Annotated in this window: 23 protein-coding genes and 1 pseudogene; 18 read left to right on the forward strand and 6 right to left on the reverse strand. The window is 63.1% G+C overall.

Going from position 1 to position 26,032, the window contains the following annotated elements; all coding sequences use genetic code 11:
• Positions 1-7: 7 nt before the first annotated feature.
• The 9 genes from EG244_RS07040 to EG244_RS07080 all read left to right on the forward strand — a co-directional run bounded on the left by EG244_RS07040 (position 8) and on the right by EG244_RS07080 (position 11,399).
• Entirely contained in the window at positions 8-2,122 is a 2,115-nt protein-coding gene (locus tag EG244_RS07040) for a histidine kinase dimerization/phosphoacceptor domain -containing protein (protein WP_158617263.1), read from the forward strand.
• Positions 2,123-2,574: 452 nt separating this feature from the next.
• Positions 2,575-3,870 (forward strand): FAD-dependent oxidoreductase, encoded by a 1,296-nt coding sequence (locus EG244_RS07045; protein WP_124964306.1) that lies wholly within the window; start codon positions 2,575-2,577, stop codon positions 3,868-3,870.
• A 30-nt stretch (positions 3,871-3,900) separates the two neighbouring features.
• Positions 3,901-4,533 (forward strand): TetR/AcrR family transcriptional regulator, encoded by a 633-nt coding sequence (locus EG244_RS07050; RefSeq protein WP_158617264.1) that lies wholly within the window; start codon positions 3,901-3,903, stop codon positions 4,531-4,533.
• A 210-nt stretch (positions 4,534-4,743) separates the two neighbouring features.
• Positions 4,744-5,547 (forward strand): ABC transporter ATP-binding protein, encoded by an 804-nt coding sequence (locus EG244_RS07055; protein ID WP_124964308.1) that lies wholly within the window; start codon positions 4,744-4,746, stop codon positions 5,545-5,547.
• Positions 5,544-6,365: an ABC transporter ATP-binding protein gene (locus EG244_RS07060; protein ID WP_124964309.1), complete on the forward strand. Its 822-nt coding sequence runs from the start codon at positions 5,544-5,546 to the stop codon at positions 6,363-6,365. The genes EG244_RS07055 and EG244_RS07060 overlap by 4 nt, the downstream gene beginning before the upstream one ends.
• On the forward strand, positions 6,365-8,308 hold the full coding sequence (locus EG244_RS07065; RefSeq protein WP_124964310.1) for an AMP-dependent synthetase/ligase: 1,944 nt from the start codon (positions 6,365-6,367) through the stop codon (positions 8,306-8,308). The genes EG244_RS07060 and EG244_RS07065 overlap by 1 nt, the downstream gene beginning before the upstream one ends.
• The gene (locus EG244_RS07070) at positions 8,305-9,177 is read left to right on the forward strand and encodes a branched-chain amino acid ABC transporter permease (RefSeq protein WP_124964311.1); all 873 of its coding nucleotides are present in this window, start codon (positions 8,305-8,307) and stop codon (positions 9,175-9,177) included. Before EG244_RS07065 ends, EG244_RS07070 begins: the two co-directional genes overlap by 4 nt.
• Positions 9,177-10,223, forward strand: coding sequence for a branched-chain amino acid ABC transporter permease (locus EG244_RS07075; RefSeq protein WP_124964312.1), 1,047 nt, complete (start codon positions 9,177-9,179; stop codon positions 10,221-10,223). Before EG244_RS07070 ends, EG244_RS07075 begins: the two co-directional genes overlap by 1 nt.
• 24 nt (positions 10,224-10,247) lie before the next feature.
• The gene (locus EG244_RS07080) at positions 10,248-11,399 is read left to right on the forward strand and encodes an ABC transporter substrate-binding protein (protein ID WP_124964313.1); all 1,152 of its coding nucleotides are present in this window, start codon (positions 10,248-10,250) and stop codon (positions 11,397-11,399) included.
• 62 nt (positions 11,400-11,461) lie between these two features.
• Here the strand turns inward: EG244_RS07080 and EG244_RS07085 are convergent, their stop codons facing one another.
• Positions 11,462-11,791 (reverse strand): 2Fe-2S iron-sulfur cluster-binding protein, encoded by a 330-nt coding sequence (locus tag EG244_RS07085; RefSeq protein WP_124964314.1) that lies wholly within the window; start codon positions 11,789-11,791, stop codon positions 11,462-11,464.
• A 5-nt stretch (positions 11,792-11,796) separates the two neighbouring features.
• Positions 11,797-13,035, reverse strand: coding sequence for an acetyl-CoA C-acetyltransferase (locus EG244_RS07090; protein ID WP_124964315.1), 1,239 nt, complete (start codon positions 13,033-13,035; stop codon positions 11,797-11,799).
• A 398-nt stretch (positions 13,036-13,433) separates the two neighbouring features.
• On the opposite strand from EG244_RS07090, the gene EG244_RS07095 reads away from it, so the two are divergent.
• Positions 13,434-14,510, forward strand: coding sequence for an MBL fold metallo-hydrolase (locus EG244_RS07095; RefSeq protein ID WP_233588927.1), 1,077 nt, complete (start codon positions 13,434-13,436; stop codon positions 14,508-14,510).
• Between the two features lie 300 nt (positions 14,511-14,810).
• Here the strand turns inward: EG244_RS07095 and EG244_RS07100 are convergent, their stop codons facing one another.
• Positions 14,811-16,001, reverse strand: a complete 1,191-nt coding sequence (locus tag EG244_RS07100; RefSeq protein WP_233588928.1) for an acyl-CoA dehydrogenase family protein — start codon at positions 15,999-16,001, stop codon at positions 14,811-14,813.
• Positions 16,002-16,134: 133 nt separating this feature from the next.
• On the opposite strand from EG244_RS07100, the gene EG244_RS07105 reads away from it, so the two are divergent.
• The 5 genes from EG244_RS07105 (at position 16,135) to EG244_RS07125 (ending at position 20,396) form a co-directional block, all read left to right on the forward strand.
• Positions 16,135-16,899, forward strand: a complete 765-nt coding sequence (locus tag EG244_RS07105) for an enoyl-CoA hydratase/isomerase family protein (RefSeq protein WP_158617265.1) — start codon at positions 16,135-16,137, stop codon at positions 16,897-16,899.
• 101 nt (positions 16,900-17,000) lie between these two features.
• Entirely contained in the window at positions 17,001-18,260 is a 1,260-nt protein-coding gene (locus tag EG244_RS07110) for an aromatic ring-hydroxylating oxygenase subunit alpha (RefSeq protein ID WP_124964318.1), read from the forward strand.
• A complete protein-coding gene (locus EG244_RS07115) occupies positions 18,257-18,814 on the forward strand; it encodes an aromatic-ring-hydroxylating dioxygenase subunit beta (protein ID WP_124964319.1) in 558 nt (185 codons plus the stop codon). The genes EG244_RS07110 and EG244_RS07115 overlap by 4 nt, the downstream gene beginning before the upstream one ends.
• A gap of 11 nt (positions 18,815-18,825) precedes the next feature.
• Complete coding sequence (locus tag EG244_RS07120; protein WP_199737848.1) at positions 18,826-19,641, forward strand: enoyl-CoA hydratase/isomerase family protein; 816 nt, start codon at positions 18,826-18,828, stop codon at positions 19,639-19,641.
• 2 nt (positions 19,642-19,643) lie between these two features.
• Positions 19,644-20,396 (forward strand): SDR family NAD(P)-dependent oxidoreductase, encoded by a 753-nt coding sequence (locus EG244_RS07125; protein ID WP_124964320.1) that lies wholly within the window; start codon positions 19,644-19,646, stop codon positions 20,394-20,396.
• 469 nt (positions 20,397-20,865) lie between these two features.
• On the opposite strand, the gene EG244_RS07130 is transcribed toward EG244_RS07125, so the two are convergent.
• On the reverse strand, positions 20,866-21,711 hold the full coding sequence (locus EG244_RS07130; protein WP_124964321.1) for a protein dehydratase: 846 nt from the start codon (positions 21,709-21,711) through the stop codon (positions 20,866-20,868).
• A gap of 280 nt (positions 21,712-21,991) precedes the next feature.
• Between EG244_RS07130 and EG244_RS07135 the strand changes: the two genes are divergently transcribed.
• The 3 genes from EG244_RS07135 (at position 21,992) to EG244_RS20635 (ending at position 24,242) form a co-directional block, all read left to right on the forward strand.
• Positions 21,992-22,597, forward strand: coding sequence for a TetR/AcrR family transcriptional regulator (locus EG244_RS07135; RefSeq protein ID WP_124964322.1), 606 nt, complete (start codon positions 21,992-21,994; stop codon positions 22,595-22,597).
• A gap of 22 nt (positions 22,598-22,619) precedes the next feature.
• On the forward strand, positions 22,620-23,495 hold the full coding sequence (locus EG244_RS07140) for an alpha/beta hydrolase (protein WP_124964323.1): 876 nt from the start codon (positions 22,620-22,622) through the stop codon (positions 23,493-23,495).
• A gap of 303 nt (positions 23,496-23,798) precedes the next feature.
• Positions 23,799-24,242 (forward strand): hypothetical protein, encoded by a 444-nt coding sequence (locus EG244_RS20635; protein ID WP_199737869.1) that lies wholly within the window; start codon positions 23,799-23,801, stop codon positions 24,240-24,242.
• Here EG244_RS20635 and EG244_RS07145 read toward each other — a convergent pair.
• Positions 24,141-24,629, reverse strand: a pseudogene (locus EG244_RS07145) (transposase); the annotation flags it as partial. The gene EG244_RS20635 and the pseudogene EG244_RS07145 overlap by 102 nt on opposite strands.
• A 112-nt stretch (positions 24,630-24,741) precedes the next feature.
• A complete protein-coding gene (locus EG244_RS07150; RefSeq protein WP_158617266.1) occupies positions 24,742-26,031 on the reverse strand; it encodes an acetyl-CoA hydrolase/transferase family protein in 1,290 nt (429 codons plus the stop codon).
• Position 26,032 lies beyond the last annotated feature (1 nt).

Raw genomic sequence — 26,032 nt, forward strand, 5'->3', positions numbered from 1 at the left:
GCCTCCGTTGACCGAGTGTGATCGGGAGCCCATTCATATTCCGGGATCCATCCAGCCGCATGGGGTGCTGCTGGTCGTGGACCCTCAGACCCGCTGCGTCACCCAGGGTGCGGGGCGCATTGCCGAAAGGCTCGGGGTGGCGGTCTGGGCAGGCCAGCCGCTGGAGGCGCTGCTTGGCCCCGTGTTAACGGCGGCGATCTTCTCTCCGGCAGGCAGTCTGCCCCGCAATGTCACGCCGCCCCATGCGACAGAGGCCTTTGACGTTCAGCTCACCCATGCCGGGGCTGAACTGCTTATAGAGCTGGAGCCTGCGGCCACGCCGGAGCTGATGGCCACGATTCTGCCGCGGCTTGAAGAAGGCGCGCAGCGCTTTGAGCAGGCGGGCGACATGCAGAGCCTGCTCAATCTCGCCGCCCGTGAGATCCGTCAGCTGACCGGCTATGACCGGGTGATGGTCTACCGCTTTCTTGCGGACGAGGCGGGCAAAGTGGTGGCCGATGACATCGCGCCGGGGCATTCCTCCTTTCTTAACCATCACTTCCCGGCAAGCGATATTCCCGCCCAGGCGCGGGCGCTTTATGTCCGTAATCTGGTGCGGGTGATCCCGGATGCCTGCTACCACCCCGCGCCGCTTTGGCCGCCGCGCCCGGCGGATCAGCCGCTTGATATGAGTGACTGCAGCCTGCGCAGCGTCTCTCCCGTGCATCTGCGCTATCTGCAGAATATGGGGGTCGCGGCCTCGGCCTCGTTCTCCATTGTCAAGGACGGGGAGCTGTGGGGGCTGATTGCCTGCCATCATTTCTCCCCCCGTGGCCTGTCGCTGGATGTGCGCAATGGCGGACGCGCGCTTTGCGGAGCGCTGTCGCGGCAGATCCGGGCGTGGGAAGATGTCTCGATCTACCGCGAGAAGGTGCGTCTGCAGAGCTATGAGGATCAGATCGCAGCCGATCTGCAGGACGAAGCCGCGCCCGAGGACTTTTTGCCCGGCCAGCTTCCCTTCCTTGCGGAAATGCTCGACGCCGATGGTGTGGCGCTGGTGCATGGGGCTGCCATCCTGCAGCACGGGCGCTGCCCGGAGACAGCTGAGGTCGAAAGACTGGCAGATTTTGCGCTGGCGCAGGGCGCGGGGATGGTTTTCGCTACCGACCGCCTTGCCGGCCCCGGACCGCGGTGTGACAGCCCCGGCCAGCTTGCCACCGGGCTTCTGGCCCTGATCCTCTCGGCGGAGGAGCGGTGGATGCTGCTCTGCTTCCGGGCGGATGTGCTTCAGACGATCAACTGGGCGGGAAATCCGCATAAAGCCGCCAGCGCCGACGCCACCGGTCAGCTCAATCCGCGTGCAAGCTTTCAGTCCTGGAGCGAGCAGGTCCGTGGTGGCGCCCGCCCCTGGAGCCCGGCTGAGAAGGAAGCGATGCAGCGGCTGGGCGGGCTTATTCAGACCGCCTGGCAGACCCGGCGGATCCGTGATCTGAACAGAGACCTGCTTCGCACCGTTGCCGAGAAAGAAGGGCTGCTGAAACAGCGCGAGTTTCTGCTCGGAGAGGTGAACCACCGCGTTCAGAACAGCCTGACCATCATCTCAGGCTTTCTGTCGATGCAGGCCCGCGCCTCCGCCGAACAGCCCACAAAAGTAGCCCTGGCCGAGGCCCGGCATCGTGTGGCGGCCATCGCGCTTGTTCATCGGCGGCTTTACGATGCGGAACAGGTGCAGGCCGTGGATGCCGCGCGCTATGTCGATGATCTTCTTGATGATTTGCTGGGCACGGTCGATCCCGGCTGGAAAGCCGCCCTGCGCCGCAATCTGACCGCGATCACAGTGCCGGTTGACCGGGCCATCAACATGGGCCTGATCCTCACCGAACTTTTCATCAACGCGAGCAAATATGCCTATGGCGGCGCGACCGGTCCGGTGAGCGTGACGCTGTTGAGGGAAGGTGACATCCTCAGCCTCACCCTGGCCGACTTTGGCCGGGGCTACAGCGGCGGACAGCAGTCATCCGGCAGCAGGTTTGGATCAAGGATGATGGCAGCTCTCGTAGAAGCGATGAATGGAACCCTTCAGCTTCATGACACCAAACCCGGCCTCTGCGCCACCCTGTCTGTCCCGCTCGAAAGCGACTGAAGCCGAGAGATACGGATCTGCGCCCCCAGGGCCTGCCGGGTTCAAACCCGCGTCGCCAGGACGGGCCTGCAGACGTCGGTGGGGCTGCGAGCGATTTTGGCCAGTTCTGAAATAGGACTGCGTCTGTCTGTCTGGAAAACCGGATCGCAGGCTAAGGCCGCCATCGACCCTTGGATCACGTTCGACACGCATCAAAGGCCACATAGCGCCGATGGCGGGCAACCGCCTGCCGTGGTTTACCTCAACATTATCGAAACCGACCAGCAGGCGCAGCGCAGGTTAAATCAGCCGGAAATCTGTCCAGGGATCGGGGCGTAGCTCATATTGTTACGGACCCGCGCTTCGGGTGGCGGGTGCCCCCCGCAGAATGGGACTATACCGGACGTTCGTCTTAATTATAATTCTAAACAGGATTCGGAAATTTCAGGCGCAGCGCGCGGAGGAGGTTCGAGATGAAATTCGACGCAGTGGTGATCGGGGCGGGCGCGGGCGGCTGTCATGCAGCGGCACGTCTGGCGGCGGCGGGACAACATGTGCTGATGATCGACGATCACGCCTGGCTGGGGGGGCGCGCGGGCACCGAGATGATCGACGGCCACCGCGTCAATATGGGCGCCATCGCGCTGGAGCCGGGCGGGGTCTTTGAAGAAACCTTCGCGCTTTGCGGCGCCAGGCTCGACATCCGCGAGCCAAAGCCCGCCGCGGTGTTCTATCTCGATCACAAAGTGGTCGATATCAGCAAAGGCGGGCTGGGATTTCTGCTGGGCGGGCTGACGAAACAGGCGTCCAAAGTGCTGGATCAATTCGCTCAGGCCCGCAGCGGCAGCCTGCCGGACGGGCGCGAATCGACGGAAGACTGGCTGAAGCGCTATACCTCTCATGCCAGTGTTCACGCCATCTTCCGCAACCTTTGCGCTGCGATTTTTGCGATGAACGCCGATGAAATCCCGGCGCGGGCCTTTTTGACCTATTTCACTCAGAAGGGCGCGTTCAAGCGCTTTGGCTTTCACCCCGAAGGCACCATGGGCGCCTGGCAGGCGCTGGCCGATGCGGTGGTGCGTCTGGGGGGGGAAGTCTGGCTGTCCTCTCCGGCCGAAAAGATCGAGGTGCGGGACGGTCGCGTCACCGCAGTCCATATCCGGCGCGACGGCGGCGATCTGCTTCGGGTCGAAGCCGGGGTGGTGATCTGTAATGGCGGGCCGGGATCCGCCGTGGCTCTCGCGGGGGCGGAGGCGCTTGGGGCGGATTACCTTCACCAAAGCCGGACGGTGCTGAAGCCTGCCGCGAATATCGTCTATAACTTTGCCACGCGCGAAGACATCATGCCTGCGCCGGGCATTATGACCTTTGGCAAAACCACGCACGGACGGTTGTGCAATATCGCCAATCTGACCGCGACCTGCCCGGAACTCGCGCCTGCGGGCTGGCATCAATATGTCGCCTATGCCGTGCCGCGCCCGGCGATTGCGGATTTCAACAGCGAAGCTGAGATTGCGATGGGGCTGGAGGATCTTCGCGCGCAGTTCCCCGGCTTTGATCAGAAGGCAAAGATGCTCTCCATTCGGGTGATGCGCGATGACTGGCCGGCGCAGCGCTCGGGCGCGGGCTATGATATGGAGGTCTCGACCCCGGTCGGGGGCTTGTGGTGCGTGGGCGATGCGGTGAAAACTTACGGCAATGGCGGCACCCAGGCCTGTGCGGAATCTGCCAAACGCGTCGTCGATCAGGTGCTGGGCGAGGCCGCGTAATTTATGCGCCCGCGAAGAGGAGTGGCCGGGGTGAGCGAAACTTCCCAGCAGCCGGACGCGTCTCAGCGGGCGTCTGCGAAATCTGATCTGACGCGGCAGCGCGTGCTGGATGCGGCGGCGCAGATCTTTGCGCGCAGGGGTTTTTCGGGCACCACGCTGAGTGACATTGCAAAGGCGGCCGGGTTGAAAACCGGCAGTCTTTATTATCACTTCGCCTCGCGTGAGGATCTGGTGGCCGAGGTTATGGCGCGGGGCGTGCGCCAGGTCGCCGAAAGCGTCGAGGCAGCGCTGGCCGCGCTTGGCCCCGAGGCCCGCCCGATTGAGCGGCTGCGCACCGCCGTAGAGCAGCATCTTTTATGCCTGCTGGAGCGCAGTGATTACGCCCGCGCCAATACCAAGCTCTCCTCTGAGGTGCCGCCACATCTGCGCAGTCTGCATGCCGCCAATGAAGAGATCTATGGCGCGCTGTGGAAAGACCTTCTGGCACAGGCGGCGGCAGCGGGGGAAATCCGCAGCGACCTCAGCCTTTCGGCGGTGCGGATGCTGATGCTGGGCGCCATGGCCTGGGCCCCCGAGTGGTATCGCCCCGAAGCCGGGCCTGCCCGGGATCTGGCGCGGACCTTTTCTGAGATGACTTTTGCGGGCCTGCTTCCGCTGCGCTGACCACTTTCGAACCAAAATTAGATATTGACCGAAACCCCGGTGGGTGTTTCACTATTTTTAGACAGGCTGTCCGGATTATTCGTCGATGCAGCGCGGAGGCTGCCTGCGAATTCTGGCCGGACGCCCGATCCTGCGGGAGGAACGGAGAATGACGACAGGTGATACCCGTCGGGTGCAGCCCGGGCGCCGCCAGGTCGCGGGAGCGGCGCCATGAGCGCGCTTCTTGAGATCACCAACGCAAAAATCATCTATGACAGCGCGGTCGAGGCAGTGCGGGATGTCTCACTTTCTGTCGATGAGGGCAGGGTCGTCGCTCTCTTGGGGTCAAACGGCGCGGGCAAATCCACGCTTTTGAAAGCCATCACCGGCGGTCTGGAGTTTGAAGAGGGCGTGCTGGAAAAGGGCTCGGTGCGCTATGGCGGTCAGGATCTGGCGGGCCGCCCGACGGAATGGATCGTGCGCAATGGGCTTGCGCTTGTGCCCGAGGGGCGTCGGCTTTTCATCAACCTGACAGTGGAAGAAAACCTTGTCATGGGCGCGCATCTGAAAAGCGCCCCCGAGATGCGGCGCATGAAAGAGGAGGTCTTTGATCTTTTCCCCAGGCTCTATGAGCGGCGCAGCCAGATCTCGGGCTATCTCTCCGGCGGCGAGCAGCAGATGGTGGCGGTGGGCCGTGCGCTGATGTCTCAGCCGCGCCTTCTGGCGCTGGATGAACCTTCGCTTGGCCTTGCGCCGCTGGTCATTGATGCGATCTACGACACGATTGGCCGGATGCGGGATGAGCTGAAAATGACCATCCTGCTGGTCGAGCAGAACGCCGTTCAGGCCATGGGCCTCGCGGATTACGTCTATATCATGGAAAACGGCCGCATCGTGCTGGATGGCCCTGCACAGACCATGCGCAACAACGCCGATGTTCAGGAGTATTACCTCGGCATGGCGGGCGGCGAGGCAGGCCGGAAAAGCTTTCGCGACGTCAAACATTACAAGCGGCGCAAGAGGTGGCTGTCATGAGCGGGCATCTTTTGCAGCTGAAAAACGTGACCCGGACATTCGGCGGCATTACCGCCGTCAATGACGTCAGCCTGCATGTCGACCCCGGCGAGATCGTCTCGGTGATCGGGCCGAACGGTGCGGGGAAGACCACGCTTTTCAATCTGACGTCGGGGGTGATGCCGGTCAGTTCGGGCCGCATTCTGATCAATGGCACCGATCTGTCGAAGGTGCCTCCGCATCAGTTTGTCACCCACGGCATTGGCCGCACCTTCCAGAACCTTGCGCTTTTCAAACATGGCACGGTGGTCGAAAACCTGCTGGTCGGGCGGCACTGGCGGATGAAAACCTCGGTTCTTGATGCGGTCCTGCATTTTGGCCGCGCCCGGCGCGAAGAGATTGAGGCACGCGAGCGCGTCGAAGAGATCATCGAATTTCTGGAAATTGAGGCGATCCGCGACCACGTGGTCGGCACTCTCTCTTATGGCCAGCAAAAGCGGGTCGAGCTGGGCCGCGCGCTGGCCACCGATCCGAAAATCCTGCTGCTGGATGAAATTGTGGCGGGGATGAACCAGGAAGAGACCGAGGATATCGCGCGGTTCATCCTCGATATCCGCGCAGAACTCGGCATCGCGATCCTGCTGATTGAGCATGACATGCACCTTGTCATGGATATTTCAGACCGCGTCCATGCGCTGAATTTCGGCACCACCCTGACCGAGGGGCGCCCGGAGGAGGTGCGCAGCCATCCCAAGGTCATTGAAGCCTATCTCGGTGCCCGCGCGGCACGGGGCGGCGGCAGCGGGGCGGTGGCGGCAGCCGGCTCAGGGGGGCTTTGATGGGTGATTTTTCGAAAGTGGATCCTGAGCTGGCGGCAAGCCTTTTCGTCTCACCGCGGCGCAGCCTTGCGGCCGATTTCGATCCGCTGTCGCGCAGCCATCTCGCTGCGGGGGAGGGCACGCTGCCGCGGCTGCTGCGCGAACATGCGCGGCGCAGCGGCGCGGCGCTTGCGCTGCGTGAAAAGCGGCTCGGCGTCTGGCGGTCTTATGACTGGGCGCATTATTATGAAACCGCCCGCCGTTTTGCCTTTGCGCTTTTGTCGATGGGCGTGGCAAGGGGCGACCGCATCATCATCGCCTCTGAAAATACCCCTGAGTGGTATTACGCCGATCTCGGTGCCGAGATCATCGGCGCCATTCCGGTCGGGATCTATCCCACCAATCCCTGGCCGGAACTGCAGTATATCGCGCGGCATTCCGGCGCCAGACTCGCGGTCTGCGGCGATCAGGAACAGACGGATAAAGTGCTCGATGCCCGCCTCCATCAGGGCGGCCTGCCGGATCTGCAGGAGGTGCTCTGCGTCGATATGAAGGGGATGCGCCAATATGCGCAAAGCGGCGTGGTCGCCTTTGCGGACTTCCTGAAGCGCGGCGATGCCTTTGCAGCGCAGCTGCCCGATGCCACGCGCCATCTTGATGAACTGATTGAGGCGACACTGCCCGATGATGTGGCGCTGATGGTCTATACCTCGGGGACCACCGGGCCGCCGAAAGGCGCGATGCTGACGCACCGCAATCTGATCTATTCCACCTATAACTACGCGCGCTCCACCGGGGCGGATCTGCGTGGGATCAGCTCGGTCGGCTATCTGCCGCTCTGTCACGCGGCAGAGCGCTGCTATTCGATGGCCATGCTTTTATGCGTGGGCGGCACGGTCAATTTCGCCGAAAGCATTGATACGGTGAACGACAACGTCCGTGAGATTGCGCCGACCTTTATGGTGGGCGTGCCGCGGATCTGGGAGAAGATGAAAGAGGGCTTTGAGTTTCGCCTGCGCGAAAGCGGCCCGCTGCGTCGCGGTGTGGCCAACCGGCTGCTGGCGCGGGGCCGAAAGCTGGATGATCACCGTCAGGCGAATGACGGCCGGCTTTCCGCTGGCGCGAAGCTTGAGGCGCTGTTTCTGCACTGGGCGCTCTTTCGCAATATCCAAAAACATCTCGGGCTTGACCGCAGCTATCACCGGCTTTGTGGCGGGGCCTCGGTTTCGCCGGAAACTCTGCGGTTTTTCTCGGTGATCGGGCTGCCGATCTCCCAGGGCTACGGCATGACAGAAGTCGCGGGCTGCGTTTTCGTGCAGCGCCCGGGGGCCTTCCGTCTTGGCGGCTGCGGGTTGCCGGTTGAGGGCACGCATTACAAAATCGCGCAGGATGGTGAGATCCTGCTGGGCGGCCCGGCCATTTTCCGGGGCTATTTCCGCGACCCTGTCGCCACCGAAAAGACCATGCAGGACGGGCTTTTGCTCAGCGGTGATATCGTCACCGAACTGGAGAACGGCGAGATCTCGGTTATCGACCGCAAAAAGGCGATCATCATCACCTCGGGCGGCAAAAACATCGCGCCCTCTGAGATTGAGAATGCGCTGAAGGACAGCCCCTGGATCAGGGAAGTCATCATCACCGGGGACGGGCGCAAATTCCTCGGCGCGCTCATTCAGATTGATTTTGACAATGTCGGCCGCTGGGCGGCAGACCGCGACCTCGCCTATACGACCTATAAGTCGCTGACCCAGCTGCCCGAAGTGAGGGCGCTGGTGCAGTCGGTCGTCGATGAGGTGAACCCGCGCTTTGCCCGGGTCGAGAATATCCGCCGCTTTGTGATTCTGGAAAAAGAGCTCGATCACGATGACGGAGAGCTGACCGCGACCCAGAAGGTGCGCCGATCGGTCATCGACACCAAATTCGCCCGTGAGCTGGAAGAGATCTATGGAAAGGCCGAAGGATGACTTATTTTCTCGACCTGATCTCATCGGGCCTCGCCATCGGCGCCGTCTATGGGCTGATCGCAATGAGCTTTGCGATCATTTATAAATCGACCGGCCTGCTGAACTTTGCCCAGGGCGAAATGGCGATGATTATCGCCTATGTGGCCTGGTCCATCTCTGTCCGGGTGGAGGGCAATCCCTTTATCGTCGCCGCAGGCTCCATCGGTTTTGCGATCCTGTTCGCTCTGATCGTTGAGCGGATCGCCATCCGCCCGATGATGGGAGAGCCGATCCTGTCGCAGATCATGGTCACCATCGGCCTTTCGGTCATCTTCCGCTCAGCCGTGGTGCTGATCTTGGACGGGCTGCCGCATAATATGGCGGTGGCTTCGGGCAATGCGCTGGTGGATCTGGGCGGCGTGCGGCTGCGGGTGGCGCAGATCGCGGTGGTGGGCTGCCTCTTTCTCGCGATCCTGGCGATGTGGCTTTTCTTCCGCGGCTCGCGCTTTGGCGTAGCGATGCGCGCCGTGGCTGCGGATGAGGCGACCGCCCGTCTGATGGGGGTCAATATCGGCCGCATTCAGATGGCCGCCTGGGGGGCGGCGGCGGTGATGTCGGGGGCGGCAGGCGTGCTTTTTGCCATCGCCTATGAGCTGTCGCCTGCGCTCTTTCATCTTGGCCTCAAGGCCTTTCCGGCCGCTATCCTGGGTGGTCTCGACAGCATCATCGGCTCGGCCTTTGGCGGCATCGTCATCGGCATCACCGAGAACCTTGTCGGCGGCTATATCAGCTCCGGCCTGAAAGAGATCGCGGGCTTCGTGATCATCATTCTGATCCTGATGATCCGTCCCTACGGGCTTTTCGGGCAAAAACGTATCGAGAGGCTCTGATGCGCAGCGGATTTTTCAAAGAGACCATCGTTGAGCATATCCACCTCACGGATTCGCGGCTGCAAAGAGCCTGGATCCTGATTGGGCTGGCGGTTCTGCTGACCGCGCCTTTGTGGCTGAACTTCTACGGGCTGTCGCTGGTCACGCTGATGATGATCACGGCCATCGGCGCCATCGGGCTGAACATCCTGACCGGCTGGACGGGCCTGATTTCGCTGGGGCAGACCGCCTTTATGGTGCTCGGGGCCTATGCCTATGCGATCAGCACCGAGACCTGGGGCTGGCCGCCGCTTTTGGGTTTTGCGCTGGCCGGGATCGTGCCGATGCTGGCGAGTGTGCTGATCGGCATCCCCTCGCTGCGGCTGACCGGGCTTTATCTGGCGATCACCACCCTCGCCTCCTCCTTCATCGTCAACCATCTGGTGCTGGAGTTTGACGGGCTGACCAATGGCTCTTCGGGGATCTTTGTGAACCGCCCGGTGATCTTTGGCTATGCCTTCAACTCGGATGCGAGCCTGTTCTATCTGGTGGCAGGCTTTGGGATCCTTGCGATCCTTCTCAGCCTCAATCTGCGTCGCTCCCGCGTGGGGCGGGCCTTCTTTGCGATCCGCGACAATGACAATGCGGCCCGCGTCATGGGGATCAATCTGAGCGCCTGGAAGATCTATGCCTTCATGGTCAGCTCGTTTGTGGTGGGCATCTGCGGGGCGCTTTACGGGATTTTCCTCAGCTTCGTGACGGTGGATGGCTTTCCCTTCCTTTTGTCGATTGAGGCGCTGGCCATTCTGATCGTGGGCGGCATCGGCTCGATTGCGGGGGCGGTGCTGGGCGCGATTTTCCTCGTCGGCCTGCCGGAGCTGCTGGGGATGGTTTTCTCTTTCTTCGGACCTGAGGTGCAAAGTCTGCTGGCGACCAGTGCGCATGAGGTGAAGGGCGTGCTTTACGGGCTCATCATCATTTTCTTTCTGAGACTGCAACCCCACGGGCTCATGGGCCTGTGGTCCGATCTGAAACGCGCCTGGACGATCTGGCCGCTCAGATACTGACGAGTGAACACCGGAGGAGTAAGCATGACTATTCTGAAAGGACTTCTGGCGGCTGCACTTTTGGCAGCGCCTGCAGGCGCGGCCCTTGCCAATCAGGGCATCACCGATAAAGAAATTCTGCTGGGCGAGATTGAGCCGCTGACCGGCCCTCCGGGACTGCTGGGGGTTGCCCATAATCTGGGCGCGCGTCTGGCCGTTGCCGAGGCCAATGCCGAAGGCGGTATCGCCGGGCGGCAGCTGCGCCTGATCGCCGAGGACGACGGCTATGTGAACTCCCGCACCATCCAGGGCGTGCGCAAGCTGATCCACAGCGATAAGGTTTTCGCGCTGACCTCGCTTTCGGGCTCGGGTCAGGCGATTGCGGCGCTTTCTGTGGTGGAGCAGTCGGGGATCCCGACCATGATCTCCATCGGGCCGGTGCCGCAGCTGTTTGAGCCGCCGCGCGACAATGTTTTCGTCGTGGGCCAGACCTATACCGAAGGGATGCGCCAGCTGGCGCTGCATCTTGCCAAAGCTCATCCCGACAAACGCTGGGGCGTCATCCTGCAGGATGATGACTACGGCAAAGCGCTCGCCGAAGGCCTGAAACAGGCCCGCAATGATGTGAAGCTGAACATTGCTTATGAGGCGACCTATGCCCGCAACCAGAGGGACTTTGCCTCTGAAATGCTGGGGGTAAAGGACAAAGAGGTCGAGGTGCTGATCGCAGGCGGCATCATCTCGGAAAACATTGCCATGGTCAAAGAGGCCGAGCGCCTGGGCATCTCGCCCGTCATCGCGACCTTCTGGCCTGGAAGGGTGCCGGAAGTCCTGAAGGCGATCGGTCCGGCCAGCGATGGTCTTCTGAGCGTCGATTATGTGATGCCGCTGCAATCCGCGGGCGGTATCGCGTTTCTGGAAAAGGCCACGAAATACCTCAGCCCCGAAGAGGTGGCCCGCGTCAACCGCTATACCATGTCGGGCTATTCCTCGACCGCGACGCTGATTGCGGCCATCAAAGCCTGCGAGGCCGATCTGACCTGGGCCTGCACCATCAAAGCGCTGGAGACCAACCCGGCGATGGACACCGGTGTCATGGCGCCGATTTCCTTTGCGGGCGGCAGCCGCTTTTCAAACTCACCGGTGCATATTCTGCGCGCCGATGCTGCAACGGCGAGCTATTCTCTGGTCGAATAAATCCGCGTGACACCGCAAAGCGCGGCAGGGCAACCTGCCGCGCTCCGGCATCCAGGGGCCGCTCAGATCTGCCGTTCCGGCAGATGCACAACCAGGCCGTCCAGCGCCGGTGTCACCCGGATCTGACAGCTCAGCCGCGACCGCGCAGGGTCCGGCGAGCAGGCGAAATCGAGCATATCCGCCTCTCCCGGCTGGGGCGGGGTCAGCCGCTCGAGCCAGTCCTGCGCCACATCGACATGACAGCTCGAACAGGCGCAGGCCCCGCCGCAGTCGGCCTCAATGCCCGGCACGCCAGTGTCGCGCGCGCCCTCCATGACCGTCAGCCCGGTGGCAACCCCGATCTCATGACGGGTGCCATTGTGTTGAATATACGTGATTTCGCCATCAGTCAGCCCTGTCAGAGACGTTCAATAATCAGCGCCGGGGCCATGCCGCCCGCCGCACACATGGTCACCAGCCCGCGCCGCACCCCGCGCCGCTCCAGCTCATCCAAAAGGGTTCCGGTCAGGATCGCGCCGGTCGCTCCGATCGGATGGCCAAGCGCGATGGCGCCGCCGTTGACATTCACTTTGTCCCGCGAAACGCCGGTGTCGCGCAGGAATTTCTCGGGCACCACGGCGAAGGCCTCATTCACCTCAAAGAGGTCGATATCCTCCAGCGTCAGCCCCGCTTTGGCCAGCACCTTGCGGGTGGCAGGCACCGGGGCATTCAGCATCAGTTCCGGGCTGTCGCCCATATTCGCCATCGCAATGATCCGCGCGCGCGGCCGCCAGCCATGCGCCGCCACGGCCGCCTCAGAGGCCAGCAGCACCGCCGCCGCACCATCCGCCACCCCCGATGAGGTTCCGGCGTGGTGCATGAACTGCATCTGCAGATCCGGCACAGCCCGCAGCAACAGATCAAGCTGGGTGGTGCCCTCGTCGTCGATCACCACCCCGGCGGCTGTCCCGAATGCCGGGGCCAGGGCTGCCAGCCCCTCTGCCGTTGTGCCGGGGCGGGGGTGTTCGTCCTCCGCCAGCAAAACGGCGCCTGCCGCGTCATAAACCGGGACCAGCGCCCCGCGAAAGCGCCCCTCAGAAATCGCCACAGCCGCGCGGCGCTGACTTTCCAGCGCCAGGGCTTCCAGTGCCGGGCGGGGGATGTTTTCAAGGCTCGCGATTGCATCAGCGCAAAGCCCCTGTGCGACCTGCGGGTACAGCGCGCGCAGGGCAGGGTTGTCTGCATCCATCAGCCGCGTGCGCTGCGCCCGGGGATCGGCGATGTTATGTGACATCATCTCGCAGCCGCCCGCGATGACGATATCCTCCATGCCCGACATCACCGAAGCCGCCCCCAGCATCACCGCCGAAAGCCCCGAGCCGCAGAACCGATCCAGTGTGATCCCCGAGGCGCGCAGATCATAGCCCGCCGCCAGAGCTGTCATCCGCCCCAGATCAGATCCCTGCTTCGCCTGCTGGTTTGAGCAGCCCCAGAGGATGTCGTCCACCTGCCCGGTCGGCAGATCATTGCGGTCGCGCAAAGCCCGCAGCACGGCCGCGCCGAGTTCCTGCGGGTGAAGGCCGCTCAGCGCCCCCCTGCCGGGTTTTCCGCTGCCCCGCGGGGTACGGCAATGGTCGATGATATAGGCTTGCGCCATGGGTCGGATCTCCTCTGACAGGGTCAGGCGGCGGCCTGGCTGCGCGCTGTCAACAAAGCGGCAGGGCGACCGCCGGCGGCCGTACTCTCAATGCGGGGGCCGGGCCGGGAGGCTGGCTGTGGTCTGAAAGCCGCCCTGGACCGCGCCGGGAATAATGAGTGTCTGTGACATGCCGGCTCCGGATGGCACCCGTGCAGCGCGCCGCCCGCAGGCATGCGCGCCCGTGCCGGATCTGCGGCCCGCGGGGATCTGAGGGTTCAGGACGCGCGGATCACACCGGGGATCCGCAACAGCTTCGGGCAAGATTAGCACAGCCTTTCTCACATTCAAGTTGCTCCGGAAAAAAATATACCGAATGATCGTCTTAATAATTATGCCACGGCAGAGGAGGGCGTTTCATGCAACCAGAGGTCGGTCCGGGCCCCGAAAGCGCGCTGCGGTTCCCCTTTCCCACGCCTCCCGCTGCGGGGCAGGTGCTGCAGGTGGCAGAGGGCATTTTATGGCTGCGCATTCCGCTGCCCTATCAGCTCGATCACGTGAATGTCTGGCTGATCCGCGACGGTGCCGGCTGGGCGGTGATCGACACCGGGATCCAGACCCCGGAGGCCATTTCCGCCTGGGAGGTCCTCTTCGCGGGTCCGCTGCGCGGCTTTCTTCTGACGCGGGTGATTGTCACCCATTATCACCCCGATCACATCGGACTTGCAGGCTGGCTCTGCCGGCGGTTCAACGCGCCTTTGCTGACCAGCCTGTCGAGCTATATGGCCAGCCGCGCCACCTCGGTTGCGCGGGATGAGGGGGCGGTCACGCGCTATTTCGACTTTTATCAATGCCACGGCATGACCGCGGAAACCGCAGGCGTGGTCGCCATCATGGGGCAGGACTATCTGCGCCATGTCGCGCCGCTTCCGGATACGTTTCAACGGCTTCTGATGCCGGATCTGCTGGAAATCGGCAGCCGTTCATTTCGCGTTCTCAGCTGCGACGGCCATGCGCCCGAGCAGATCCTGCTGTATTGCGACGAAGAAAAACTGCTCTTTGCCGCCGATCAGGTACTGGAGAAGATCACGCCCAATGTCAGCGTCAGCTCAGAGGAGCGCGACTGCGATCCCCTCGGGCATTTCCTGCGCTCGCTGCGGTTTTTGCGCGCGCAGATCCCGGATGATGTGCTGGTTCTGCCGGGGCACCGACGCCCGTTTTACGGCCTTCACCGGCGCTGCGCAGAGTTTGAGGCCCATCACGAAGAGCGCTGTGACCGCATCCGCCGCGCCTGCGCGCGGCGCCCGCACAGCGTCGATGAACTGGTGCCGCTGTTGTTTGAGCGCGCGCTTGACCCCCACCAGATGGGGTTTGCCTTCACCGAAACCCTGTCGCATGTGAACCGCCTCATCCGGCGCGGGGAAATCGTCAGCCGCACCGAGGGCCGCCGGATTTTGCATGTGCCAGGCCCCGCAGCCCGCCCGACCGCCGGCTGAGCAGACTTTGCCCGACCGCCATCTTTTTCAGCCCTTTCAGGAGGCGACCCCGATGACCCCCGTCAGGGACCGCTGGCAGATCTGCGCATCATGGACATGGCGGCCCCTGGCCGCTGACGGATCCGGGCCGCGTTTATGGCCGCATGATCGGTTGGGGGCAGGGCGGGTCGCTGGCATCGACGGCCGGGCGGGCATTCTGAAGGCACATCGACGCGCTTCAGCGCGAGGGGGCGCTTTCCTAACGCAAAGGCCTGAAGCGGGAAGGCTCCGGGCCGGATCTTCGGGGAAGGGGGCGCGGGGTCAGATCCGCTTGGCCACTTCCTCAAGCATCACCTCTGTCGCGCCGCCGCCGATGCGCAGGATGCGGGCATCGCGGGCCATCCGCTCAATGGGTGTTCCGCGCATATAGCCGGTGCCCCCGTGCAGTTGCAGACAGCCGTGAACAACGTCATGCAGAATTTCGGGGCCCACGGATTTGATCATCGCCGTCTCAATGCTTGCCGGACGACCGGCATCAAGAGTGGCCGCGGTCTGATAGGTCAGCGCCCGGATCAGCGCCACGCGCGAGGCAAGCTCGGCCAGCTTCTGGCGCACAACCTGTTGCTCCCACAGCGTTTTTCCAAAGGCGCGACGGGTGCGCACGTAGTCCAGCGTCAGCTCCAGCGCACGGGAGCTTTCCCCCGAACAGAACGAGCCGATCATCAGACGCTCATGCTCAAACCCGCGCATGATGGCGTAAAAACCGCGGTTTTCTTCGCCCAGCATGTTCTGCGCGGGGACGCGCATATCCTCAAAGACCAGCTCCGCCGTGTCCGAGCAGAGCCAGCCGTGCTTTTCCAGCTTTGCAGCGACCTTAAAGCCGGGGGTATCGGTCGGCACGATGAAGAGCGAGAGGCCCCGCGCGCCAGTCTCGGGGCCTGAGGTGCGCGCCGCGAGGATCAACAGATCGCCGTATACCGCATTGGTGATGAACATTTTCGTGCCATTGATCACCCAGTGATCGCCGTCGCGCACTGCCCTGGTCCGAATGCCCGCAACATCAGAGCCCGCGCCCGCCTCGGTCACACCAATCGCGCAGACTTTGCGGCCTGAGATCAGATCGGGCAGCCATTTCGCTTTTTGCTCTGGGGTGCCAACGCGGGTGATATGGCAGGCGGACATATCGGTATGCACCGTCACCGAAGAGGTGACACCGCCAAAGCCCGAGCGCGACAGCTCTTCGCCAAAGATGACAGAGGCCATGGCCCCCATTTCGGTGCCGCCAGAAGCCTCTTCGTGCTGCATGCCGAGAAAGCCGAGATCGCCCATCCTGCGAAAGAGGGCGCGTGGAATTTTGCCCTCGCGTTCCCAGGCGTCGGCATGGGGTACGATCTCTTTTTCCACAAAACGCCGGACCTGCTCGCGCAGCATCCGGTGGCTTTCATCGAGACCCACCGGATCTGCCAGACGAAAACCCGCCTCGCTGCGCTCTGCTGACGCTGACATATTCATCCATCCTCCCTTCCGCTTTCACCGCACCGCCTGCTGCGACCTTCCGGCGAATGATTGCATGGCTGCGGGTTTAATGCTATCCAAAAACCAAACGATCAGCCGGTTTATGAATTTCAATCGAGCGGGACCTTTCATGTCAGCGATTTCACTGCACCTCGATCAGGGTCTTGCGATCCTCACGCTCAGCGCACCAGGGCGCAAAAATGCCCTGGATCAGGACGACTGGAAGGCACTGCGGGTGGCGATTGCAGAGGTGGCGCAAGGCCCGGCGCGGGCGCTTTTGCTGCGCGGGGTGGGCGGAGATTTCTGCGCGGGCTTTGATCTGTCGGGGATCCGCCCCGGTGAGACCGATGCCTTTGAGGTGATCGACGGTCTGGTGAACCCGGCGCTTCAGGCGCTGCGGGCGCTGCCGATCCCAACGCTTGCGGCTGTGGAAGGGAGTTGCGTCGGCGGCGGGCTGGGGCTTGCTGCGGCCTGCGATCTGATGGTGTTAAGCGAGACGGCCCGGCTGGGCGCGCCCTATGCGGCGATCGGCTTTTTATGCGATGCGGGCCTGCATGTTTTTCTGCGCGAGACCCTTGGCTATCAGCGCGCCGCCTGGCTGATCTTTACCGGCAAACTCCTGCAAGCCGGGGAGGCCTTTGCCTGTGGACTTGGCTCTGTGGTGCTGCCGGGCGAGGGCTTTGCGGCGGCCACCGAAGCGCAGGCCCATGCGCTCGCCGCAGGTCCTGACATGGCGCTGCGGCTGTCAAAACAGATCCTTCGGACCGCGCGCAGCCCCGAAGAGGGGCTTCTGGCAGAGGCGCTTGGTCAGGCGCGGATCTTCAACAGTTCAGACGCGGCCGAGGGGGGCGCAGCCTTTCTGGCAGGTCGCCCGCCCCGGTTTGAGGGGCGGTGACCGCGACGGATCGCTTGATCCATAAAAAGGTCGGCTGTCCGGATTATAGTTGCGGGGCGCGCCCCGAGCGCTATGCTCAGGGTCAGACAGGAGGACATGGGATGGACGGAACCTTTGAGAACCGCTGGGATCGGCTGATCCGCCCTGGCATGGTGCATGGCTCGCTTTATTCTGATGAAGAGATCTTCCGCGAAGAGGTGGAGAAGATCTGGTTCAGGACCTGGGTTTATATCGGCCACGAAAGCGAAGTGCCGGATATCAATGACTTCGTGACCAAAACGCTGGGACCGATGCCGGTGCTGATGGTCCGCGATCGTCATGGCGAGATTCAGCTGCTGCTGAACCGCTGCCCGCACCGCGGCAATGCGGTCTGTGTGCAGGAAAAGGGCAATCGTGCGCGCTTTACCTGCCCCTATCACTCCTGGACCTTCGCCAACAGCGGTGAGCTGATCAATTATGCCTTCCCCGAGGGGTACCAGGGCGTTGATAAATCGAAGCTCGGCCTGGGAAAAGTGACCCGGGTAGAGCGCTATCGCGGCTTTGTGTTCGGCTCGATGGCGGCAGAAGGGCCGACGCTGAAAGAGCATCTGGGCGGTGCGATCCGCACCATTGACCAGCTATGCAACAACTCTCCGACCGGGGAAGTTGAGATCAGCGCGGGCTTTCTGCGCCACCGCACCCGCGCAAACTGGAAGTTTATCCTTGAGAATGAATGCGACGGCTATCACCCGGCCTTCGTGCATTCCTCGATCTTTTCGGTCTCCGACAGTGCGATCGGTGATCTTTATGGCGATAAGGCCCTGGCGGTCACCCGCGCTTTCGGCAATGGCCATACGGAGGTCGATCCGCGCCCCGAGTTTCGCAACTGCGATGTCCCGATGAGCTGGTTCGGCACCACCGCCGCGCGGCTGCCGGAATACACCCGCCAGATGATTGAAACCTATGGTGACACCCGCGCCCGTGAGATCATGATCGACGGCACACCGCATGTGATGATCTTCCCGAACCTCTTTATTGCGGAAATCCAGATCTTTGTGATCCAGCCGGTTTCGGCCGGTGAATCGATCCAGCATTGCACCGCGATCCAGTTCAAAGGCGCGCCCGATATCAATCGGCGTCTGCGCCAGCAGACCATGGGATCGGTCGGCCCGGCGGGGTTCCTGCTGGCCGATGACACCGAGATGTATGAGCGCAACCAGCGCGGTCTTGAAATCCGTGAGCCGGAATATCTGTTTCTCAAACGCGGAGAACACCGCGAGCGGCGCGATGAGGATGGCTATCTGATCGGGCATTCGACCGACGATCTGCCCTCGCGCGAGATCTGGAAACACTACCGCGCGATCATGGAGGCCGAGGTATGAGCACGGCTGAGAAAACCGAAGGCCCGCCCGATATTCTGACCGAATGGATCGGCGCGAAAAAGAGCTACCGCTATTCCGAAGATCTGCTGCTTTATCATGAGATCAGCCAGTTCATCTACCGCGAGGCGCGCCTTCAGGACCCCCATGACTATGACGGCTGGGAGGCGCTCTGGAGCGATGATGCGCTGTACTGGGTGCCGGCCAATGGGGCCGATACCGATCCTGAAAGTCGGATGTCGATGATTTATGATAACCGCTCGCGCCTCGCGCTGCGGGTGCGGCAGCTGAAGACGGGTCGGCGGCATTCGCAGACCCCGCCTTCGCAACTGGCGCGTGTCATCTCCAATCTGGAGTTGCTGGAGGCCAAAGGCGAAGAGATCCGCGTGGCCTGCAATGTGCAGATCTTTGAAACCAACCTGCGCGGCGATGTCATGTGGGGCGCGCGCAACGAATATCATCTGCGCCGTGTGAGCGGTGCATTGAAGATCGCCTATAAAAAGGTGGTTTTGGTCAATAACAACAAGGCCATCTGGACCTTGTCGTTCCTGCTGTGAAGGAAATCCCGATGAACGCAGGCGATGAGATCCTGATCGGCGAAGGCCCGGTCCTTCTGAGTTATGGCGCGGGGATTGCCCATATCACGCTCAACCGTCCCGAGGCGGGCAACGGCTTTAGCATCGCACTGATGCGCGCTTTGCAGGAGGCGATCATGACCGTTCACGGCGATGCCCGGGTGCGCGCTGTGGTCCTGTCGGGCACGGGCAAAATTTTCTGCGGCGGCGGCGATGTGAAGGAATTTGCGTCAAAAGGGGCGGATCTGCCGAATTATCTGCGCATGGCCACCGCCTGGCTGCAGGTCTGCGTCTCGGGGCTTGTGAACCTGGAAGTGCCGGTCATCACCCGCGTGCAGGGTGCGGCGACGGGCGGGGCAGGGCTGGGCCTTGTGTGCTGCACCGACCTGGTGGTTGCAGGCCGGTCCGCGCGGTTTATGGCCGGGGGCACCCGGGTCGGCATGGCGCCCGATGCCGGGGCAAGCGCGACGCTGTCGCGGATCGTGGGCTTCCGGCGGGCGATGGATCTGGTCCTGACCAACCGCTTTGTCGATGCCGCAGAGGCGCTTCAGATCGGTCTGGTCAGCCGGGTCGTCGATGATGAGGCGCTTGATGCCGAAGTCATGGTCCTTGCCCGCCGGATTGCCGAAGGCGCGCCCCAGGCCCAGTCTGCCACCAAGCGGCTGATGTGGAACGGCCTTGGCCGCGGCTTTGAGGCAAGCCTGCCCGATGAGGCCCGTGAGGTGGCGCGGCTTTCCGGCACCGCCGACAGCCTTGAGGGGCTGCAGGCGGTGATCGCGCGCCGCGCACCGCAGTTTACGGGGCGCTGAGGATGGGATGTCACGACCGACTGCGCGGGCTGAGTGCTCTCGTCACCGGAGCGGGCGCCGGGATCGGCGCCGGGGTTGCGCGCAGGCTTGCCGCAGAGGGGGTTCAGGTCACGGTGATTGACCGCAACCCGGACCGCTGTGACCTGCTGATCGCAGATTATCCCGATCAGATCCGCGCAGAGGTGCTGGATCTGACGGATTTTTCCGCCATTCGCGCCGCCGTTGCCCGCTCCGGTCCCTTTGACATTCTGGTCAATAACGCAGGCCTCGACCAGCATGCTTTCTTCACCCGCACCACCGAGCAGGACTGGACGCGGCTGCTGCGCATCAATCTGGAAGCGGTCTTTGCCGTCACCCATGCGGTGCTGCCCGCGATGCAGGCCAGGCGTTTTGGCCGCATCATCAATGTCGGCTCCGAGGCGGGGCGGCTTGGCTCGCGCGGGGGGGCGGTTTATGCGGCGGCCAAGGGCGGGCTGATCGCTTTCAGCAAATCCCTGGCGCTGGAGAATGCGCGCTTCGGCATCACGGTTAATTCCGTGCTGCCAGGTCCGATCGACACCCCGCTGCTGCGCAAAGCGGTCGTCACCGGCGGCGACAAACTGCTTGCGGCCATGCAGAGCGCAACACTGCTTGGCCGCCTTGGCACCCCCGACGAAGTGGCCGCAGCCGTGGCCTTTCTCGCATCGCGCGAGGCCGGCTATGTGACCGGCGAGACATTGGGTGTCTCAGGCGGAATGGGCATATCCCAGGGCTGAGGATCTGACCGCCTCGGCACTTCAGCGCAGCGAAGATCCGGGGCTGTCATTGAGCCGACATATGCCCGGCGTCGGCCTCAGGCCTGCGAAAAGATCGGGATCCCGGGCTTTGATCGGGCTTAATGCTCTGCCGCCCTTTGATGAGGCCCTGTACGATTTTCGGCTGATATCCAAAGCTTTGGCGCATCCTGCCGGGCGTCTGGCATGAGTTGGCGGTCGGATGACGGCATCAAACAGCCCGGCCCGCGCTTCAGAGTAATAACATTCGGCGGGCAGGTCGGCGGTGGACACATTCGCGCGGCTAACCTGAACGGTTTCACCGCGCCCGGGGACAGCGGATTAGGCTCCTGTTGCAGAAATTGCGGGGGGGGATATCACGCGGCCGTCCATCCGAATGCCAGGCTTGAAGACCCCCCTCCGGCAGGAAGCCTGTGTCTTGAAAGTCTGACCGGATCAAAGGCTTCGCAGCCTAAAATCCCGCCTCCGCCGACATCGAGACCCCGCCCCGCGGCCCCGAAGCCCAGAGCCGCAGAGCCCCATCCGCCTCACAGGCATTCAGGCTGAGCGCTTCATTGCAAAACAGCGGGCTCAGGCCGCGGAAGCGGAATTTTCGCAGGGGCGCCTGGCGCACCGCTCTGGCATGGGCCGCAAGCAGAGTGGCCGTCAGCGGGCCATGGACGACCAGCCCGGGGTAGCCCTCCTCCCCGGTCGCCCAGGGCAGATCATAATGGATGCGGTGCGCGTTCCAGGTCAGGGCGGAGTAGCGAAACAGCAAAACCGGGTCCGGGGTGAGCACCCGCTGTGCCTGCGCGTCATCGGTTGCAGGCTGCGGAGCGGCGGGGGTATCGCCGGGCATGGCAGCCGCCCGGTAAATCAGATCCTGCGTTTCCGTCAGGCACAGCCGCCCGTCCTGGTGCAGGTCGTGGCGCAGCCGCACGATCCCCAGGACGCCGCTGCGGGCCTGCTTCAGATCCACCTGTTCGATCACCGTTTCACGGCGCACCGGCAGACCGTTTCGCAGCGGATGGCAGAACGCAACCCCGCTGCCGCCCCACATCCGGCGGGGCAGCGCGAAAGGCGGCAAAAACCCCCCGAGCCGGGGATGCCCATCGGGCCCAAGGTCGCTTTGTGCGGCCTTTGGCGGAAAAAGAAACCAGTGCCACAGCTCGGGAAGCGGCTCGCCCTGCCTCAAAGGCGCCAGATCAAAGAGCGCCGCGACCCGGGCAAAGGTGTCAATCCCGGCGCTATCCTCTGCCGTCTCGCGCCGCCCGACCCAGCCGCGCAGTACATCCGGATCAAGGGTAAGCTCGCTCATATCAGGCTCCGTTACAGGCTTTATATTAATTGACCGTTTGTCCGGTTTATGTAAAGTTGAAATTTGCTTTGCACCAAAGGGACGCAGCGAAGGCCGTAAGATGAAGCAATTCAGGGTCCTTTCCTGCCTCCCGCTCCGCTTTTCGGGCGAATGGGTTGTCCGGACCATGCGTCCGGCTTATGAGTAGCTCCGCAATTCCCCGGTGCCGCATCCGGGGCGCATCCTGGCCGTATCGCCCGGGTGCAATCCTTCAGTAACCCAAAGATCGGCTTTCTGCACCATGGCGCGTACCCAGTCCAAAGACTACTCCGAGATCCGGGAGAATATTCTGCGCTCCGCCGCGCGGCTCTTTGCAGAAAAGGGCTTTCCCATGGCGACGATTGTCGATCTGGCCCATGCCTGCCAGTCGTCGCGCGGTGCGCTTTATCATTATTTCGGCTCAAAAGAAGAGATCCTGGCTGAGATTATCAGCACCCATGTCGGCACCATGCTGCGGGCGCTGGAAGAGGTCAGTGAACAGCGCCTGGCCCCGCAGGACCATCTGCGCGCGCTGGCCCGGCAGATCATGTATCTGAACGCGACCCATAAAAATGAACAGGTCGTGCTTTTGAATGACTGGAGCCTGCTGGAGCCGCCGGTCGTCGCCGATATTGCGGCGCGCCAGCGGAAGATTGTCGCGCTGATCCGCGATGCGCTGACCCGGGTGGATGTGCAGCACCGCATGACCTCCCGCACGGCCTCGACCTATGCGATGTCGCTGCTCGGCTCGTTGAATTACACCTATATCTGGTTCGATCCCGAAGGCCCGGTCCGGTCAGAAGATTATGCAGATCAGGTGGTTGATGTCTTTCTGAACGGATTTCTTGCGCCAGGCGCCTCTGGCTGACCCCTTGCCAAAAGGCCCCCCGATGCCCGACACCCCGATGGATCAGCTGTTGCGCCGTATCACTGAGAAAACCGGGCACTGGGGGCGTGAGACGACGCTGGATGCGATGCGCGAAGGCTTTGAAGATCTGATCAGCGGCGGCCGGGAAGCAGCGCTGCGACATGAGGTTATTGGCGGTATCCCGGCGGCCTGGACGGGGGCGGGCGAGGGGGTTTTACTCTACTGCCACGGCGGCGGCTATCAGATGGGATCGCTGCGGTCTCACGGACCGCTGATGGCGGATCTGGCGAAGGCAGCGGGCGTTCGGGTGCTGGGGTTCGACTACCGCCTGGCGCCGGAACACCGTTATCCCGCTGCCGCCGAAGATGCGCTTTCGGTCTACCGCGCGCTGCTGGCCTCCGGGACTGACCCGCGGCGGCTTGCGATTGCGGGGGATTCCGCAGGTGCGGGTCTGGCGCTTGGCACCCTGCTGCGCGCGCGGGCTGAGGGGTTGCCGCTTCCGGCGGCGGCGGTCTTTCTTTCGCCCTGGGTGGATATGCAGGCGCGCGGGACGAGCTATGACAGCAACGCCGCCCAGGATCCTCTGACGCAGAAAAGCAAAGTCCTCGCCATGGTACGCGCCTATCTGGGGCGCGGGGGGGATCCCGCAGATCCGCTGGCCTCGCCCGTGAATGGCGATCTGGCCGGGCTTCCCGAGATGCTGATCCATGTCGGCAGCCACGAAACGGTGCTGGGGGACAGCGAGCTGCTGCTCGAGCGTGCGCGCGCGGCTGGCGTGTCGGTCGAGTTGGTTGTCTGGGCCGGAATGGTGCATCATTTTCAGGTTTTCCCGGAATTGCCCGAGGCTGAGTCCTCGATCTCTCAGATCGGAGCCTTCCTGCGCCGCCGTATCGGCTGACAATCAGAAGGTCGCAGGCTGGATCAGGGAGAGGCAGATAATATGAACATAATTCACATTATTAGATAGAAGAATGCAGGCGCGACGTAGAATTGTCGCCATCTGCCAAGGTTAAAATGTCCCTCTTCGGCCCGTGCATAGGTCAATCATGGGTTCTGATGAGCGAGCACGAGCTTCAAGCTGTGGAAGTGCTGTCACGCGTGGTGGACGGCAGCATGCGAACAGCGAGGGCGACCTCTGTCCTGGCAATCAGCCCTCGGCAGGTTCAACGGCTGCTGGTGCGCTATCTTGAGGAGGCTGCCGGTGCGATCCGGCACGGGCTGCGCGGTCGCCCTTTCGAACACTCGCATCGGTGCGGGCTTGCGCGACGATGCGCTTCGCCTGATACGCGAGACCTATGCTGATTTCGGCCCGACATTGGCGTCTGAGAAGCTGGCGGAACGGCATGGCGCTCACATTTCGTCCGGGACGCTGCGCAAATGGATGATCGCGGTGGTCTGTGGAAGAGCCTTGCGCAAAGGCGCCATATCCATCCGCCACGCCTCCGGCGCGAGCAGATCGGCCCGTTGGTGCAGATTGATGGGCCTGATCGGCAGTGTTGCAAAAATGGGCCGTTGGCCGGATGTGCCCCTTTCCCCGTTGTATTCAGGCCACAGGTTGGATCCCGACGGTGCCGCGTGCATTGAACCGGTTCATGAGTGCGGCAAGGATCCGGACTTCGGCCATCTGGCGGTCCGGGTCGCGTGAGGCGATGCATTCTCGGAATGCTTTCAGGCAGCTCATCTTTGCTTCGATCCGGGTTGGGGCGTGATATCCGGGGCAGCACTTCCAGGCTGCTCGTCCCAGGCGTTGTGTGGCCCTGAGGATTTCTTACGGGGCCTGGCAGCGGGACAGGTTTCGCGCCATTGCCGCCCGCTCCTGCGGATCGGTATGATCGCTGTGCCGCCATGCTCAAGGATCGCGCTTAAGCATCGCCCTGTGTCATAAGCGCCATCGCCTGTCACGGTGCTGATCTGTTCATCAGCAGGGATCTGGTCCGACAGCCTTGGCTGAACGGGACCGTCGCCCCTTGTCGCTTGAGGTGATCTCCACGGCACGGATGTCACCGGTGGCCCTGTCCATTGCCATGTGAATCGCAGCTCGCTGCGAACTGCTGTAACAACGCCGGGCGCGTGGCGTAACCTCTAAAGGAAAAGGGGGCCCGTCTGACCCGCGGACCGCTTCGGCAATAATGCCGATCACAGAGCTAATCCCGCCGCAGGTGATGCGGGCGCAAAAGTCCGCGGTCTCGGGCCTCGCGCGACAGATCTTCGCGCAGCTCCGGATGTGCGACGCGGATCAGGCGCAGAGCGCGCTCTGCGAAGGGCTGGCCGCGCAGATCGGCCACCCCCTCTTCGGTCACGATCACCCCCGCATCGGCCCGCGACAGGCTGACCGGCCCGCCGAGCGCCGGCACAATGGCGGAGATCAGCCGTCCGTCCCTGCCCCGCCGCGCCGATGGCAGCGCCAGCAGCGGCAGCCCGCCCGCAGAGGCGGCAGCGCCGCGTGCGAAATCTGTCCCGCCCCCGATCGCCCCCACATAAGCCCCTGCAGCGACCTCGGAATTCACCTGGCCCGTCAGATCAACCTCAAGCCCCGCATTGATTGCGACCAGCTTTGGCAGGGCTGCCAGAACCGGCAGCGCATGGGTATAGGAGGTCGGCGCAAGCCGGATAAGATCGGTCTCCTGCGCCAGGGCCCAGGCCGCTTCGCCCCCGGTAATCAGCCCGGTGACCGAGACGCCCCGCGCCGCAGCTTTGGTGCTGTTGTCGACAACCCCGGCGTGGATCAGCCCGGCCATGCCTTCGGTGAAAAGCCCGCTGTGCAGCCCCAGATGACGGTGGTGGTGCAGCCTCGACAGGATCGCTTCGGGCAAAGCGCCAAGGCCGACCTGCAGGATGGCCCCCTCCGGGATCAGCGCGGCGATGCGCTCGGCGATACGCGCCTGCACGGCGTCGCCCTTTGCCTCCGGCGGCAGCGGCAGGGCGCGGCAGACCGGCACCAGAATATCAATCTCATCGCGCGTGATAGTTACCATGCCCGGGGTGGAGGGGGCCTGGCTGTTCAGCTCTGCAATGACCAGACGCGCCGATTTGACCAGCGGTGCCAGATATTCACAGGCCAGCGAGAAGCTGAAGGTTCCCGGGATGCGCCCCTCGGCGATCTGGATCAGCAAAACGTCAACGCGGGGCGCGAGGGCCGCCTCAAGGCCGCTGTAATGCACCGGCAGGATATCAAGCTGCCCTGCGGCCTGCAAAAGCCGGTTGCGCGCCGTGCCGCAGTAAGACGTAAAGCGCAGAGCATCCGTATAGGCGGGATCGAGCGTGTCGGCCCAGCCGATGCCGCAAAAGGCGTGAATGCCGCTGAGGCCCTGTCGCTGCGCCATCAGGGCGCGCGTCAGGGTCAGCGGCTCGGCCGCCGCCTGGCCCCAGGCCAGACCATCGCCAGGCTGGAGAAGGCTTGCGAACTCAAGGGCCTCGGGGGAGATCTTCCGCATT

Origin of the sequence: Falsigemmobacter faecalis, from assembly GCF_003863335.1 — a bacterium.
Taxonomy (GTDB): domain Bacteria; phylum Pseudomonadota; class Alphaproteobacteria; order Rhodobacterales; family Rhodobacteraceae; genus Wagnerdoeblera; species Wagnerdoeblera faecalis.